This window comes from Solirubrum puertoriconensis (assembly GCF_001483135.1).
GTDB classification, from domain to species: domain Bacteria; phylum Bacteroidota; class Bacteroidia; order Cytophagales; family Hymenobacteraceae; genus Solirubrum; species Solirubrum puertoriconensis.
Window position 1 is genome coordinate 571,525 of sequence record NZ_LNAL01000006.1, and the last position, 15,521, is coordinate 587,045.

Below are 15,521 nucleotides of genomic sequence, written 5' to 3' on the forward strand. Positions count from 1 at the left end.
CTTTTTGTAACTTATAATCAGCACCTAATCCTCAGCACTATGAAAGCTCCTCAACTTCGTGCAGGCGGTCCGGCACCAGTGCCAAGCGCAACTGCTCCTTCGGTGCAAAGCGGCAGCCAGGTAACTCAACCGCAAACCCAAGCCCAACAATCCGACGAGGAAAAGGAAACCGAGGATGACGCCCGGAAGCGCGACTTTTACGCGTGGGTGGCGGGTTGCGAAGGCTACGGCTCTATTTTCTGATGTGATCGGGCGGCGTCTACGAAATCAGCCATTGCTGGTAACCGCGGGCAGTGGGCCAGTTGAGGGCCAGCAAGCCCGCAAACATTACTCCGTAATACAGCAGATCGAAAAACTGCCCGCTCGATTGGTACAGCAGCAGCGGCGGCAGGGCCAATAGCCCAAGCAGGCTGTTGCGCAAAATCAGGCGGCTCCGGAATACGCGGTGATTTTCGGCGCTGGGCCTCCGCAAATTGGGCCGCAGGTAGCGCGACATGGTGTAGAGGCTGCTGCCCACCATGAGTACCAGTAGGGCAGCCAAAATTACGTACGGACCCAGCGCGGGCGGCGGACCGGCGCCGGGCGAGTTCAGCCCACCGCCGGCCCACATCACCAAAGCCCCCATAAGCAGGGCTTGCAGCAGGTATTGCACTACGTGGATGGTTTGGGTAAGCCGAATTGGGTCCATGCAGGCACTCGGGCGGTAGTTCGTTTCAAATCCTTACGAGGATTGGATAAGTTATGGCGAACTACGGCACGGTGCCAAACGAATGGCTCAGGAACGCTGCACAAATGCGAAGCACAGCGGCATGCCTAGGTGTGGTTCGTGCGGCGCGCCTTTAAAATCGGGCTACGGAGCCACCGCAAGCAGGGCTATTCCGGATTCGGATGAAAATCGGCTAGTGAGGAGGTGCTCAGGAGGTAATCTAGCGGGAAGCGCCGCTGAAACACCGTTGGCGGCTTGCTGCCTGCCGGTACCAGCATAAGCCTCGAGTTGCCGCCGAAGCGCACCGGCGCGCCGGGCAAAGGCGTCTGCCGTTGGTCGAAGGCTACTTCGTAAAAGTGAAGGTAGCGCTGCACAAAGCGCCGATAGGCGCGTTGCTGGGCGGGAGCAACTGGGCCGCAGGCCCGGATTAAGCTCACGGGCTGGCCTTGCGCCCAGGCTGCCTGCAGCTCCACGGCGTTCAGCGGTACCTGGTGCAGCGTGGGCATCAGGTCGAACTGGGCATCGAGCATGGCCCACTTGCGGTGTTCGGGCAGCCATACCTCCGTAAGCACGTGGCCCGCACCGGCGCGCCGGGTTTTGGCATCCTGGGTTTTCAGCGCCAGCACGCGGGCTTTAAAGCCCAGGCCAGCAACGCGTCGGTAGTAACTTTGGCATACTCCACGCACCGAAAGTTTTTGCTTGCCTTGGCCTCGCTGATGATGGTGAGGACATTGGGGGCGGAGGGCTCGTTGCGGCCGCTGTGCTTCCAGAGCCGGTGCACCCATTGGCCCACCAGCAGGGCTTTGTCGCGAGCCAGAGGGGCGTGGGCGGTGAGATGCTGCAAACTGTTTTCGCGGCGCAACTGCCGCAGGTACGCATCCTGCGCCGTATCAAGGTATGCAAAGCCGGTGGCGGAGTTAGCCGTTTGGCTGCTGTACACCAGCGGTTTACTTTGCGCCCATCCGACCTGGGGCGCGAGCAAGAAAGCCGCTGCCAATACGCCTGCTTCTAACGCTTTGCGCATGGGGCAAGGTGAAATGAAGAGTTCGAATCACACACGCGGTAGTGCAAGCCGCTGCTCGCCGTAATCGTGCCCCCTCAGGAATGCTGCACTATGGCAAAGTACAGCGGCATACCTAGGGTAATGTTAATAGGGAAGGTAACGCCCAGTGCCATGGGTATGTACAAGCCTGGGTCGGCCTTGGGAGCGGCCAAGCGCATGGCCGCGGGTACGGCAATGTACGAGGCGCTAGCAGCCAGAATAGCGAAGATGAAGCGGTTGCCCACGTTTTCGGTAACCAAGTGACTGGCGCTGGCTACCAGGCAGCCATTCAGCAGCGGAACAAGCACTGCGAATACCGTTACAAAGCGCCCGTAGCGCGTGAAAGCGGTAAAGCGGCGCGCCGTAACCATGCCCATCTCGAGCAGGAAAATGGCCAAAAAGCCTTTGAAGATGTCGGTGGTGAAAGGCTTGATGCCATCGGCTTGCTTGGTATCGGCAATCAGGCCGATGAGCAAGCTGCCGAGCACCATCAGCACGCTGCCGTTGGTGAAGGAGTGCTGAATAATGGAGCGCAGGTTGGATTGGGTTTCTTCCGGGGCGGTTTCGGTGCGCATCATCAGGATAACCCCCACGATGATGGCCGGCGACTCCATCAGGGCCATTACGGCTACCATGTGGCCGCTAAAATTGAGCTGCTGCGCTTCCAGGAAAGATACCGCCGACACGAACGTAACGGCGCTAACCGAGCCGTAGGCCGCTGCAATAGCGCCGGCGTCGCTGGTGCTCAGGCGTCGCTTCAGGATGAAGAACGTGTACAGCGGAATCAGTGCGGCAATCACCAAGCCGAAGAGCAGCGAGTACAGAATTTCGCTGCTGAAGGGGCTATGCGCCAGCTCTTGCCCACCTTTAAAGCCGATGGAAAACAGCAAGTACAGCGAGATGAACTTGCTGGTGGTTGGCGGAATCTCCAGGTCGCTTTTTACGGCCGTGGCTACAATGCCCAGGGCAAAAAACAGCAGGGTGGGGTTGGTGAGGTTGGAGATGAGTAGGTGTGAATCCATGCGGCGGCAAGCGGTTTTGCGGAACGGTTTATGTTTTGGAATGCAGGCTGGCGTGTAAAAGCGCTCTGCTGGTTTCGGCTGCTGTGCTGGCAGCGCAACCCGCAGCAGCTTGCTTGCAAAGCGGGCGCAAGTAAGTAATTAATAGTAAAACTATCATTTGTGATTATGTTACTTTTTAAAATACGGCAGCCTAGGTTGGTACCACTAGATGGCATACAAGCGAGCGAGCCCGCACTGTGGGTGCGGGCTCGCAAAAAGTTGAAGCAAGGGCGTTGTTACCTCCTGCAGCCGGTTAGGCAAGCGGCAGTAAGGCGTGGCTTGCGAAGCTAGCTGCAGGAGGCTAGGTAAAACGTGCACTTGGGCACAAGAGTGCCGCTTTGCTTAGGCAGTGGGCTTTTGGCCGCACACAATGCGGGCACCAAAATCAATGGCGGCTTGGTGGTCGGGGTACTTCTGATCTACCAGCTCCAGCACCTCGCTTTTGATCTTGGCCTGGGTGCTGCCATCGGCTTTGCTCATGGCGGCCACTACGGGGGCCGCTACTTCGTTCATAAACGTCCAGTAGTTGTCGCGGCTACCGGCCCGAAGCTTACCGGTAACTTCCTGCTCGCTGATATTTACCAGCCCGGCTTGCTTAAGGATATCGGCCAGCATACCTGGATTGCCGCACCTGAACATGCCCGGCGCGCCAGGCGGCGGTGCCGGCAGCTGCATGTTTTTGTTGATGGTACCCATAATCATCGTCACCCAGGGGTTTTGCTCGGGCCTGCCCCACACAGCGGCGGCAATGCGCCCGCCGGGCTTCAGCACCCGTCGCATTTCCTGCGCGGCCAGCTGCATATCGGGAAAGAACATAAAGCCCATGCGGCAGCTAACGGCATCGAATGTGTTGTCGGCAAAGGGCAGCTCGCACACGTCGCACGCCACGGTTTCGTAATTGCGAATGCCGCGTTTGGCGGCGTTGTCGCGGGCTACTTCCAACATGCCTTCGGCCAGGTCGGTAATTACCACGTGGCCATCCTTCACCATTTTGGCTATGGTAAGGCCTGGCTCCCCCGTACCGGCGGCAATATCCAGCACTACATCGGTGCTGCGGAGTTGCAAAGCGCTGATGATTTCGTCGCCCATGGGCTTAAGCCAGTTCATGGTAAAATCGTCCCACTTGCGCCAGCCTGGCGAAAACTTGTTCCAGGTTTCCTTCTGCTGTTCCCTGATTTGTTCCAGTTGAGCTTCCATGGAGTGTGGCTGTTAAAGGTTGGGGAAGTTTAGGTCCACTGATCCAGGTATAAGATCTTATCTGCCAGCACGAAGCGCAATCACATAAACATGCGAGCGGGCCGCCGTAGCCTCAGCCACTTCAGCCAAAAACAAAGCCCACGCACCTTGCAGTTATGAACTCCGAGAAGCAACGCCGCGAAAGCGACCTAGGGCAGCTTACGCCCTGATGGGCTCCGGTGCGTCCTTTAGATGCTCATACTTACCAAGCAGCTTGCCTAGGTGGTAGGTGGCCGGAATGATGGTTTTCTTCACAAACCCCGGAATCTCGGGCAGGTCGTATTCCGAGGCGTAGCGTTGCATCAGGTAAGCCCCGTCGAAACGCTCGGGCTCGGCGGTGCCGGTTTTGTTTTGGGCCGCGTAAATGGCCGACAAGAAAAACACGATGGTGTTGGCTGGCTTGATCCAACCTTCGCAGTGCAACACGTCGTCGCCGGCGTTCCAGAAGCGGTGGGGCGTGCCCCGCTCAAACAGCACCGTTTCGCCAGGGCCGGCATACTGCTTCGGCTGCCCCAGCACTTGGTAGCCAATGCGGCCTTCCAGTACCGTCAGCAATTCATCTTGCAGCCAGTGGGTGTGCATAACCGGGCCATGGCCAGGCTGCACAAAATTCTCTACCAGCACTCGGTCGCCGTCGGGTTCGGGCTGTACTCGTTGGAAGATGATTTTTTCGCCGATGCAGTTCTCGATGACGTGCGGGTACGTGATGTTCATCGGGGGTAAAAAGGTAATGGGTTGTACCATGCCAACACCGCCGAGAGCATACTGCGTATACGTTGTGCTTCAGTAGGTTAGCTTGATGCAAAGGTGCCAGGCTTTGTTGCCTGTATCAATCGCATAAGTATGTGGCTACGTGCTCGTTGAGCTGACGACAACGCTCGGCACTAACTTAACCGAGCAAACAAAAAGGCCCGCCCAACTTCGGTTGGGCGGGCCTTTGCTAGGCCTAGGTGGCGTGAGGTTAAGCTGAGGAAATAAACAGAGTTGCCTCGTTGGTTTGCTTTAATAGGTAATGCAGCAGAGCACTGGGTCTGGCTTATCGGCCGGTTGCTACCGAATCGGGGAGCAGCCGGAATGAGGTAGCCACAAAACGGCTTTTAACCACCTTTCCGCTGACCTCGGCTCGCCGGATGGCGTTGCAAAGCCCATCGTTAGCGTGGGCGTCGCCGTGCGAGTCGATAGAGGTGCCATCAACGAAATATGCTTTGTCTCCGATACGAACGGCCAAGTCGCAGCCCTTGCCGGGCAGCCCTAGGCGGCATTGCCCGCACGATGCTTCTACCACCTGCTTGGCCGGTGCCGGCGTGGTTTGGCCTAGGGCCGGAGCTGCAAGCCCAGCCAACAACGGAAGAAATGCCAACAGCTTCATGGGAGCAGGAGAAATAGGCCGAAGTACAAAGTACGTGTGAAAAGCCAAAAAGGCCCGCACAACGCAGGTGTGGGGGCCTTTGCGGTGCCCAGGTGGCGCAAGGCTTAGGGGAATTTGGGGTACTTCGAGAAGTCGGGCTTACGCTTCTCCATAAAGGCATTTTTGCCCTCTTTGGCTTCCTCCGAAAGGTAGTACAGCAGCGTGGCGTTGCCGGCCAACTCCTGAATACCAGCTTGGCCATCGAGTTCGGCGTTGAACGACGACTTGAGCATGCGCAGCGCCAGCGGGCTTTTCTCCAGCATCTTGAAGCACCACTCCAGGGTGGTGGCCTCCAACTGCTCCAGCGGCACCACTTTGTTCACGAGGCCCATGTCGAGGGCTTCCTGGGCGTTGTACTGGTCGCAGAGGTACCAGATTTCGCGGGCTTTCTTCTGGCCTACGATGCGGGCCAGGTACGAAGCGCCGAAGCCACCGTCGAACGAGCCTACTTTCGGGCCGGTTTGGCCAAAGCGGGCGTTTTCGGCGGCAATGCTTAGGTCACACACCACGTGCAGCACGTGGCCGCCGCCAATGGCCCAACCAGCCACCATAGCCACTACCGGCTTCGGAATGGAGCGGATTTGCTTTTGCAGGTCGAGCACGTTCAGGCGCGGAACGGTGTCCTCACCCACGTAGCCGCCGTGGCCGCGTACGCTCTGGTCGCCGCCCGAGCAAAAGGCTTGGCCGCCTTCGCCGGTGAGGATGATAACGCCGATGTCGGTGCGGTTGCGGCAAATGTCCATTGCCTCAATCATCTCCTGCACCGTGAGCGGGGTGAAGGCGTTGTGCACCTGCGGGCGGTTGATGGAGATTTTGGCAATGCCTTGGTAGTAGCTGAACAGGATTTCCTTGAATTCCTTGATCGGCGTCCAGGTAACTTGCTGGGACATAGAAGAAAATTAAGCAGAGAAAGCACGGCGCACGGCCGCACGGTATTGTTCGAAGAAGGCCGCGTTGGTGGCCGAATCGGTAGTGATTTCGAGCACAGCGGCGTTGCCTTTCTTAGTGGGCGCAAAGAAAACCGGCAACGCCTTATCTAGTTCGGCAAAGGTGCGGGCGGTGTAGTAACCTAGGCCAAAATCGCGGGCCGTGTTTTCGGCCGTCAGCTGCTGGCGTGTCTCGAAGAACTCCTCCAGCTCGGGCTGCTGCCGCGGCCCGTCAATCAGCCGGAAAATGCCGCCCGCATGGTTGTTGATGAGGATGATCTTGAGGTTAGGCGTGGGGTAGTTGTGCCAAAACGCGTTGCGGTCGTAGAAAAACGCCACGTCGCCGGTAAGGAGCACCACCGGGCGCTCGGGGTTGGCGAGGGCCGCGCCCACGGCCGTGGAATTGCAGCCATCGATGCCGCTGGTACCGCGGTTGGCAAATACCTCAATTGCGCGCTCGGCCGGCACACCTAGGATGTTGGCGTAGCGCACGGCCATGCTGTTGGCCAAGTGCAGCGCGGCGCGGTCGGGCAGCTGCTGCAGAGCGCGGTAAATAGCCGTAAACTCGTTGAACGGCTGCTGCGACTGCTGCATGAACTCCGCCAGAAACTGAGTAGCCCAGCCGTTGGCACGTTGCCAAGGCGTGCTGAACGCATCCTTGGGCGCCGCGGCTTCGTCGCGGGCCGAGCCGGGGCCTTGCCACGTAAGGCGGGGAGGTTTGCTGCCACCCATAGCAGTAGCCAACTCGGCTTCGGTAGTTTTGGGTTGATCAGCCAACAGCGCCTCGAAAAAGGCAGCTGGCTCCATGCGGATAATGCGCGTGAGCGAGCGGAACGTGTCGGCCACGGCGCCGGCTTGCTGCACGTGCCAGTGTTGCTGCGGAGCGTAGTCGCGCAGGTAATTTTTAAGGGCCTTCGAGATGAGCGACTGCCCAAAGGTGATGAGCAGCTCGGGGCGCAAGGCTTCCTTTAGTCCTTGCTCCGGCACAGCCATAAACACGTCCTGCCGACCTAGGGGCGCGGAGCGCACGTCGTAGTCGGAGCCCACGGGTAAGTGCACGTTGGCAATCAGGTCGCCCACCACAGGAATTTGGTAAGCCGCACCTAGGCGGCGCAGCGCCAGCAGCAAAGGCTCGTCGGCGGGGTGCTGGCCGGCTACGATAAGCACGCGCTTGGTTTGGCGCAGCTGCGTGCGCAGCACCTCCAGCTCGCCAGCGGGCAGTTGCGGCGCGCCGGCCACCTCGCGGTTGATCTTAACGGCCTCGTACTTGATTTCCTCGCCCGCGGCCGGGTAAAAAGGCTCGCGCAACGGCACGTTCACCTGCACCGGGCCCTGCGGAAACTCCTGCGCTAGGTTGATAGCTTCGTTTACCAACCGTGTGGCGTGCCACTCTGCATCGCGGTGCGCGAAATCGACGGGCAACTCAAAGGCCGCCTTGGCGTGGCGCCCGTACAAGTTGGTCTGCCGAATGGTCTGGCCGTCGAGTTGATCAATCCACTCCGGCGGGCGGTCGGCCGTGAATACCACCAAGGGCACCCGCTGAAAGTAGGCCTCGGCCACGGCCGGCGCGTAGTTCAGGCCTGCCGTGCCCGAGGTGCATACCAGCGCCACCGGCCGCCCTTGCGCCTGGGCCAGCCCTAGGCCAACAAAAGCCGCAGCGCGCTCATCGGGCACCACGCGCACGCGCAGCTCGGGGTGGCGGGCAAAGGCAATGGTAAGCGGCGCCGAGCGCGAACCGGGCGACAACACCACATCGGTGATGCCGTGCTGGGCACAGATCTCGGCGATGTTGTGGATGGGCTGGAGCGTTGACAAAGGCAGAATGCAGTTTGGCGCGGCAAAGGTAAACCGCTGACTTTACTGATTCCGCTGCTTACGCAGATTCAGCCGTTGCGGTCAGCTTACCACCTAGGGGCCAGGCGCATGAAGATGCAGCTAGGCATCCAGTACCGAGCCTACGGTGCGCAGCTTCAACTCCGTCTCCTGCCACTCGCGGCTTGGGTCCGATTCGGACGTGAGGCCCGTGCCGGCGTACAGAATGGCCTCGGTGGGCCGCAGCTGCATGCAGCGCAGGTTCACGAACAGCCGCGAAATGCCCGGCGTAGGCAGGTTTACCGGACCTAGGAAACCGCTGTAATACGTGCGGTCGTAGCCTTCGTGGCGCTGCAAAAAGCTGAGCGCCGCCTCGCGAGGCATGCCGCCTACGGCCGAGGTGGGGTGCAACAGGCGCAGCATATCGGTGCCCAGCGTCGGGAAACGGTTGCGCTTCAGATCGACGCGGAAGTCGGTGCGCAGGTGCAGCAGGTTGCCAGCGGCCACCGTGCGCGGGCCGGTTTCGTCGTAATCGCGCAGGCGCAGTTGCTTGAAGCAGCCCACAATATAGCGCGCCACTAACGCTTGCTCCTCAATGTCTTTCTGGCGCCACACAGCCGTTTGCGCGGTCATTTCTTCCGTGATGGGCTGTGTACCCGCCAAGGCCATGGTACGGAACTCCGAACCATCAATCTCCACCAGAATTTCGGGCGTGGCGCCCAACCAAGTGCCCGCCTGCGGCGCACTCACCAGCGACACAAACGCCCTAAGGTGCTGGCGGCAAAGCGCATCAAAAGCACCTAGGGCATCGAAGCCAGCGGGCAGCGGCCGGCGCGCCGCGCGGCTCGATACTACCTTCACTACCTCGCCCGCCCGAATGGCAGCCACGCCGCGTGCTACTAAGGCTTCGTAGGTTTCGCGGTCGGCAGTATTGGGCAGGGGTTGGGGGCTTACGTGCCACGGTAACTCTTCGGGCGCGGTGGTATCGTGCAATACGCGTTGCACGGCAGCGGCGGCTTCGGCCGGCAGGGCATGCGAAAGCGTTAGCTGTTGGCCGGCCGAGAGGTCGAGCACGGCATCGGCAGGCAGCAGCATGGCCTCGGCCGTGTCGCTGTCCTGAAAAGGATAAAAGGCAAAACCGGCTTGCGCCGTGGGCTCGAGCGAAGGCGGCAAACCCGATAGGTGCAGGGGACGCAGGCTGAGCAACAGCACGGGGGCCGCGGCGTTGGGCAGGCGCCACAACGCCACCGAGCCGCCGTGGCGCAAAGCCAGCGCTGCTAGCCGGCGCACGGTGGCGTGCGCAACTGTTTCGGCTACCGCGGGGCTGCTCACGATTGCGGAGCTTTAGCGGCCGGCAAGTCAATCACGGCCATAGTTATGCGGCTGATGCACACCAGGGCGTCGGTTTCTTCGTGCCGAATTTTTATTTCCCACACCTGCGTGGAGCGGCCCACGTGGATGGCTTCGGCGCGACCCACTACGTAACCCGAGCGCACCCCCTTGAGGTGATTGGCGTTGATTTCCAACCCCACACAAGCCTGCCGCGTACGGTCTACTTGCAGCACTGCGCCAATACTACCCAGCGTTTCGGCCAAGGCTACCGAGGCGCCGCCGTGGAGCAGCCCCATGGGCTGGTGCGTGCGGTGGTCAACGGGCATCCGGCCTTCAATCATTCGCTCGCCCACCGCCGTGAGCTCAATGCCAAGGGTTTCGCCCATGGTGTTGCGGCACCACGCGTTGAGTTCGACAAGGGTAGGGAAGGAAGCAGGCAGCATCGCGTATCAGCAAATAGGTGTTCATCGGCCCGCAAGCACTACTTTCGGGCCCTTATTCAGCAAAACTACGCCCCGAAACTGCGTGGTCAAGAAAATCTATCTCATTCGCCACGGCCAGACGTACTTCAACGTGCGCGGCATTGTGCAGGGCAGCGGCGTCGATGCGCCCCTCAACGAGCAGGGGTTTGCGCAGGCCGCGCAATTCCACAGCGCCTACCACGATGTACCCTTCGACCGGGTGTACATCTCCACGCTGATGCGCACGCGCCAATCGGTGCAGCCTTTCCTCGACGCTGGTTTGCCCCACGAGCAGCACCGCGCCCTCGACGAAATCAGCTGGGGCCACCGCGAGGGCACGCGCATTACGCCCGAAGAAGACATCGAGTACCACGGCATCCTGAAAGCCTGGCAACGTGGCGAAACCCACCTGGCTTTTGCCGGTGGCGAGAGCCCCGAGCAGGTAGCCGCGCGTCAGAAGCCTTTTATAGAAGAAGTGCTACGCGGCCGCCCCGACGAGGAAACCATTTTGGTGTGCATGCACGGCCGCGCCATGCGCGTGCTGCTGTGCCAACTGCTCAATTATCCGCTCAGTGCCATGGACCTTTTCGACCATCGTAACCTATGCCTGTACCGAGTGAATTATACGGGCTCCATGTTCAGCGTACGCTCGTATATGGATACGCAGCATTTGGGCTGACAACGATTGCATAAATTCTGGTTTGTGCCCGCGAGAAATACGGTCTATTTTTGGCGGCTTGAACCCAACTGACGACTTGAAATGGCCGAAATCATAAAAATGCCCAAGATGAGCGACACGATGACCGAAGGGGTCATTGCTGCGTGGCTCAAAAAGGTGGGCGACAAGGTAAAGTCTGGCGATATCCTGGCTGAGGTAGAAACCGATAAGGCTACCATGGAGCTCGAGAACTACGAAGACGGTACCTTGCTCTATATCGGTCCGAAAGAGAAAGAAGCCGTGCCGGTTGATGGCGTACTCGCCATTGTAGGCAAAGAAGGCGAAGATATTTCTGGCTTGCTAAGCCAAATTGGCGGCAACGGCGGTGCGGCTGCACAGCCTGCCCCGGCACCCGCTCCGGCCGCTGCTCCTGCGCCTGCACCCGCGCCGCAGGCAGCTGCTCCGGCCCCGGCTGCAGCCGCTACCACTACGGCTAAGCCCGCTGCCGGCAACGGCAAAAAGGCTACGGTGGTACGCATGCCCAAAATGAGCGACACCATGACGGAGGGCGTAATTGCCTCGTGGCTCAAAAAGGTAGGCGACAAAGTGAAATCGGGCGACATTCTGGCCGAAGTGGAAACCGACAAGGCTACCATGGAGCTGGAAAACTACGAAGACGGCACCCTGCTGTACATTGGCCCGAAGGATGGCGAGTCGGTGCCCGTTGACGGTGTGCTGGCCATCATCGGCGAAGAAGGTGCCGACGTTGATGCCCTCCTAGGTGGTGGCTCAGGCGGCAGTCAGCAGGGCGGGTTTACGCCTACTGCGGCTGGCGAGACCGAGCAGAACGATGCCCGCGCCAACTCGGAGCTGGAAGAAGCAAAAACCGACCGCGACATTCAGGCCCGCGCCGAGGCTACCGGCCAGTCGTCGGGTGGTGTTGCGGTGCCGGCAGGCTCGCAAGGCCAGGCTACCTCGCAGGGCACGCCGCAAGGTGGTCGCGTGTTTGTTTCGCCGCTGGCTAAGCGCATTGCGCAGGAGAAAGGCATCGACCTGAATACCGTGAAGGGCTCGGGCGAAAACGGCCGCATCGTATCGCGCGACCTGGAGAACGTACAGCCCGGCGCTCAGCCCCAGGCTGCTTCGGCTCCGCAAGCGGCTCCCGCTGCCGCTCCGGCACCTGCTGCCCAAGCTGCTCCGGCCCCGGCCGCTGCGCCTGCTCCGGCTGCCCCCGCTGCTGCCGAAGGCACCTACACCGACACGCCCGTGTCGCAGATGCGCAAGGTTATTGCCCGCCGCCTGGCCGAAAGCAAGTTCTCGGCGCCGCACTTCTACCTCACGATGGAAATTTCGATGGACAAAGCCATCGAAGCCCGTCAGCGCCTCAACGAACTGTCGCCGGTAAAGCTGTCGTTCAACGACCTCGTCATCAAAGCTTCGGCGGTGGCTCTGAAGCAGCACCCGGTAATCAACTCCTCGTGGCTGGGCGACAAGATCCGCCAGAATAAGGTGGTGAACATCGGCGTGGCCGTGGCCGTGGAAGAAGGCTTGCTGGTACCGGTAATTCGCAACGCCGATCAGAAAGGTCTGTCGCAGATTGCCAACGAGGTAAAAGACCTAGCCGGCAAAGCCAAGAACAAAAAGCTGCAGCCCTCGGAGTGGGAAGGCAACACCTTCACCATTTCGAACCTAGGCATGTTCGGCATTGAGGAGTTCACGGCCATCATTAACCCGCCCGATGCTTGCATCCTGGCAGTGGGTGGTATCAAGCAAACGCCGGTAGTGAAGGATGGTCAGATCGTGGTGGGCAACATCATGAAAGTGACCATGTCGTGCGACCACCGCGTGGTAGACGGTGCCAGCGGTGCCGCCTTCCTGCAGACGCTGAAAGGCCTGCTGGAAGACCCTATGCGCATGCTCATCTGAGGAAAATAACGCTCACTTGTCATCCTGAGCACAGCGAAGACCCTTTTCCCTAAGGGTCTTCGCTGTGCTCAGGATGACAGTTTTTAACTGGCTTATGACTCGCATTAGATCAACAACCGTCCTAGGCATTCGGCACAACGGCGAAATTGCCGTAGGAGCCGATGGCCAGGCCACCATGGATAAGCACGTAGCCAAAAACAATGTGCGCAAAATTCGGCAGCTGCACGGCGGCAAAGTCGTGACGGGTTTTGCTGGCTCCACGGCCGATGCCTTCACGCTGTTGGAGCGCTTCGAAGAGAAACTGGGCCAGTTTGGCGCCAACCTTAAGCGCGCTGCTATTGAGCTGGCCAAGGACTGGCGCAAAGACCAATACCTGCGCAAGCTGGAAGCCATGATGGTGGTAGCCGACCGCGACGAACTGCTGATTGTAGCCGGCACCGGCGACGTGCTCGAGCCCGACTCCGATGTGGCTGCCATTGGCTCGGGTGCTATGTATGCCCAAGCCGCCGCACTAGCCCTCAAAAAGCACGCGCCGCACCTCACGGCCCGCCAAATGGTAGAAGAAGCCCTGCACATTGCGGCCGATATCTGCATTTACACCAACCACAACATCATCATTGAGGAGCCAAGCCAAACGGCCTAACACTCATGACTGAGGACCTGATTTACTACAACTCTCGCTGGCGCTACGCACTGCTCACTTTTGGTGGGCTCGTGTTTGTGGCCATGGGCGTATGGTTGCTGGTGAAAACAGAAAATGGGGGCGCAGGCCTGATTACCATCCTGTTCTTCGGCACTGGTGTGGCCGTTGGCATTTGGCAACTGGCCGATACTCGTCCGAGACTGCGAATCACCGACGAAGGCATTCTGGATCGAACGCTAGGAGTGGGCCTGATACATTGGGCCGACATTGCTGACGCGTACGTGAATGCCGTAAATCACGAGTACTTCATTTGCCTGCACCTGTACAACGAAGAAGAGTACACCAGTCGGCTGTCGCCTTTGCGGCGCAAGCTGGCAAATGCCAATCAGGCGCTTGGCTTCACCACAATTTCCATCAACCTCAGCGGCGTTGACCTTAGCCCGGAGCAACTCTTAGAGTACATCCTAAAGCAAAGCGCCGCGGCGCAGCTTCAGCGCCCTACAACCTAAAGTACTGCCCCGGGCGAGTTGCTTTTGTTAGCAACCTAGGGGCAATAGCACGCAGTTCAGAATCGTCGATGTCACGTATGCTGGTTGAACGATTCCGGGCTGCATTTTGATTGTACACCGCACACTCTCTACTACCGAACTCTGACTCGATGAACGTAACCAACTTCCTCAAGCACCATTACCGCCACTTCAACGCTGCTGCCCTGATCGACGCAGCCGAAGGCTACAACAAGCACCTCGCCGAAGGTGGCAAGATGATGATTACCCTGGCTGGCGCCATGAGCACCGCCGAAATGGGCATTCAGCTGGCTGAACTCATTCGCCAGGACAAAGTGCATATCATCAGCTGCACGGGTGCCAACCTCGAGGAGGACATCTTCAACCTAGTAGCGCACGACTTTTATGAGCGCGTGCCGAACTACCGCGACCTTACGCCGGCCGACGAGCAAGCCCTGCTCGAGCGCCACATGAACCGCGTAACCGACACCTGCATTCCGGAAGAGGAAGCCATGCGCCGCCTCGAGCACTCGGTGCTGAAATTCTGGGAACAGGCCGACAAAGCCGGCGAGCGGTACTTCCCGCACGAGTTTTTCTACCAAATCCTGAAGTCGGGCGAGCTGGAGCAGTACTACCAAATCGACCCCAAGGACTCGTGGATGCTGGCTGCGGCCGAAAAGAACCTGCCGATCATCTGCCCGGGCTGGGAAGACTCAACCCTAGGTAACATCTTCGCCGGTCACGTAATCTCGGGCGACATCAAGAACGTGCACACCGTACGCACGGGCATCGAGTACATGATGTACCTGGCCGAGTGGTACACCAAAAACGCGCAGGAGGAAAGCACTGTGGGCTTCTTCCAGATCGGCGGCGGCATTGCCGGCGACTTCCCGATTTGCGTAGTGCCGATGCTGCACCAAGACTTGCAGCGCACGGGCGTGCCGCTGTGGGGCTACTTCGCTCAAATCTCCGATTCCACTACCTCGTACGGTTCGTACTCGGGTGCTGTCCCGAACGAGAAAATCACTTGGGGCAAGCTGGGCCAAGACACGCCGAAGTTCATCATCGAATCGGATGCTACCATTGTGGCGCCGCTGATCTTCGCGATGGTGCTGGGCCAGTAATTGGCTTAGCCTGCAACGCAAAGCCCGCTGCGGAAGCTTCCGCAGCGGGCTTTGCGTTTTTGAGGTTGGGCTATTTTACCAGAAAGTCAGCAACAGGAAAGTATTCGTCCGCTCTGAATTTATCTCCTTTACTTAGGAATTGATCATAGTGGTCGGGTGGTAACTGTCGGTCCTTCCGGCCGCTAATAAATGCTTGGACAAACCTGCCGTATTCTGAAGATGCACCTTGGGCACCTAACTGCCAACGTGTTGTATCAAGAGCTACTTGGCCCACCAACCGAAACTTAGCAGCATTATCGGTGAGGCAGTCGTTTCGCACCGACTCTATGTCTACGCAGGTAACGTACCCTGCCGGATCCAGAGAACTTGCCACCTTACGGCCGAACAGGCGGTGTCTTTTAACCTCTGCTATAGATGGAGCTTGTTTGGCTGCGTAGTCAGTGAATACCAACTCATACCAGATATGGGTTGAATCCTCAGTCTCTTTTACGTAACCGCTTACGATGGCTGCGCCGGTCGTAACGCTGTCTACTTCAAAAGCTAGGACATCACCTCGCCGATAAATCAGTTCGTCGGGATTGATGGGTAAGTACTGTACAGCTTTGTCTTCTTCGAAATCACAGTTTGTCAATAGAAAAGCAAGCGGTAAAAAGCAAGCCCTAACGATGCGCATTTATTAA

Annotated in this window: 18 protein-coding genes; 6 read left to right on the top strand and 12 right to left on the bottom strand. The window is 59.1% G+C overall.

Features of this window, described 5'->3' with window-relative positions:
- The first annotated feature begins 39 nt into the window (after window positions 1–39).
- On the top strand, window positions 40–243 hold the full coding sequence (locus tag ASU33_RS21220; protein ID WP_149867091.1) for a hypothetical protein: 204 nt from the start codon (window positions 40–42) through the stop codon (window positions 241–243).
- A 16-nt stretch (window positions 244–259) separates the two neighbouring features.
- On the opposite strand, the gene ASU33_RS07270 is transcribed toward ASU33_RS21220, so the two are convergent.
- From ASU33_RS07270 to ASU33_RS07320, 11 genes are all read right to left on the bottom strand, one after another.
- Entirely contained in the window at window positions 260–688 is a 429-nt protein-coding gene (locus tag ASU33_RS07270) for a hypothetical protein (RefSeq protein ID WP_059069713.1), read from the bottom strand.
- 185 nt (window positions 689–873) lie between these two features.
- Window positions 874–1,332, bottom strand: coding sequence for a hypothetical protein (locus ASU33_RS07275; protein WP_059069716.1), 459 nt, complete (start codon window positions 1,330–1,332; stop codon window positions 874–876).
- Entirely contained in the window at window positions 1,320–1,730 is a 411-nt protein-coding gene (locus ASU33_RS07280; protein WP_059069718.1) for a hypothetical protein, read from the bottom strand. Before ASU33_RS07280 ends, ASU33_RS07275 begins: the two co-directional genes overlap by 13 nt.
- A 74-nt stretch (window positions 1,731–1,804) precedes the next feature.
- Window positions 1,805–2,770, bottom strand: coding sequence for a sodium-dependent bicarbonate transport family permease (locus ASU33_RS07285; protein ID WP_059069719.1), 966 nt, complete (start codon window positions 2,768–2,770; stop codon window positions 1,805–1,807).
- A gap of 381 nt (window positions 2,771–3,151) precedes the next feature.
- The gene (locus tag ASU33_RS07290; RefSeq protein WP_059069722.1) at window positions 3,152–4,006 is read right to left on the bottom strand and encodes a class I SAM-dependent methyltransferase; all 855 of its coding nucleotides are present in this window, start codon (window positions 4,004–4,006) and stop codon (window positions 3,152–3,154) included.
- Window positions 4,007–4,204: 198 nt separating this feature from the next.
- Window positions 4,205–4,759, bottom strand: a complete 555-nt coding sequence (locus tag ASU33_RS07295; protein ID WP_059069724.1) for a cupin domain-containing protein — start codon at window positions 4,757–4,759, stop codon at window positions 4,205–4,207.
- 322 nt (window positions 4,760–5,081) lie between these two features.
- Window positions 5,082–5,414 carry a DUF6370 family protein gene (locus ASU33_RS07300; RefSeq protein ID WP_059069726.1) on the bottom strand — a complete coding sequence of 111 codons (333 nt, stop codon included), beginning with the start codon at window positions 5,412–5,414 and terminating at the stop codon, window positions 5,082–5,084.
- A gap of 104 nt (window positions 5,415–5,518) precedes the next feature.
- Entirely contained in the window at window positions 5,519–6,343 is an 825-nt protein-coding gene (gene menB / locus ASU33_RS07305; protein ID WP_059069728.1) for a 1,4-dihydroxy-2-naphthoyl-CoA synthase, read from the bottom strand.
- Between the two features lie 9 nt (window positions 6,344–6,352).
- The gene (gene menD / locus ASU33_RS07310) at window positions 6,353–8,194 is read right to left on the bottom strand and encodes a 2-succinyl-5-enolpyruvyl-6-hydroxy-3-cyclohexene-1-carboxylic-acid synthase (RefSeq protein WP_059069731.1); all 1,842 of its coding nucleotides are present in this window, start codon (window positions 8,192–8,194) and stop codon (window positions 6,353–6,355) included.
- Window positions 8,195–8,314: 120 nt separating this feature from the next.
- Entirely contained in the window at window positions 8,315–9,523 is a 1,209-nt protein-coding gene (locus tag ASU33_RS07315) for a chorismate-binding protein (protein WP_286130431.1), read from the bottom strand.
- Entirely contained in the window at window positions 9,520–9,966 is a 447-nt protein-coding gene (locus ASU33_RS07320; protein WP_059069736.1) for a hotdog fold thioesterase, read from the bottom strand. The genes ASU33_RS07315 and ASU33_RS07320 overlap by 4 nt, the downstream gene beginning before the upstream one ends.
- A gap of 82 nt (window positions 9,967–10,048) precedes the next feature.
- Between ASU33_RS07320 and ASU33_RS07325 the strand changes: the two genes are divergently transcribed.
- From ASU33_RS07325 to ASU33_RS07345, 5 genes are all read left to right on the top strand, one after another.
- Window positions 10,049–10,663: a histidine phosphatase family protein gene (locus ASU33_RS07325; RefSeq protein WP_059069737.1), complete on the top strand. Its 615-nt coding sequence runs from the start codon at window positions 10,049–10,051 to the stop codon at window positions 10,661–10,663.
- 81 nt (window positions 10,664–10,744) lie between these two features.
- Window positions 10,745–12,568: a pyruvate dehydrogenase complex dihydrolipoamide acetyltransferase gene (locus ASU33_RS07330; RefSeq protein ID WP_059069739.1), complete on the top strand. Its 1,824-nt coding sequence runs from the start codon at window positions 10,745–10,747 to the stop codon at window positions 12,566–12,568.
- 94 nt (window positions 12,569–12,662) lie between these two features.
- The gene (hslV, locus tag ASU33_RS07335; RefSeq protein WP_059069741.1) at window positions 12,663–13,211 is read left to right on the top strand and encodes an ATP-dependent protease subunit HslV; all 549 of its coding nucleotides are present in this window, start codon (window positions 12,663–12,665) and stop codon (window positions 13,209–13,211) included.
- 5 nt (window positions 13,212–13,216) lie between these two features.
- Window positions 13,217–13,720 (top strand): STM3941 family protein, encoded by a 504-nt coding sequence (locus ASU33_RS07340; RefSeq protein ID WP_059069743.1) that lies wholly within the window; start codon window positions 13,217–13,219, stop codon window positions 13,718–13,720.
- Between the two features lie 149 nt (window positions 13,721–13,869).
- Window positions 13,870–14,841, top strand: coding sequence for a deoxyhypusine synthase family protein (locus ASU33_RS07345; protein ID WP_059069745.1), 972 nt, complete (start codon window positions 13,870–13,872; stop codon window positions 14,839–14,841).
- Between the two features lie 70 nt (window positions 14,842–14,911).
- Here the strand turns inward: ASU33_RS07345 and ASU33_RS07350 are convergent, their stop codons facing one another.
- On the bottom strand, window positions 14,912–15,514 hold the full coding sequence (locus ASU33_RS07350; RefSeq protein ID WP_149867092.1) for a hypothetical protein: 603 nt from the start codon (window positions 15,512–15,514) through the stop codon (window positions 14,912–14,914).
- Window positions 15,515–15,521 lie beyond the last annotated feature (7 nt).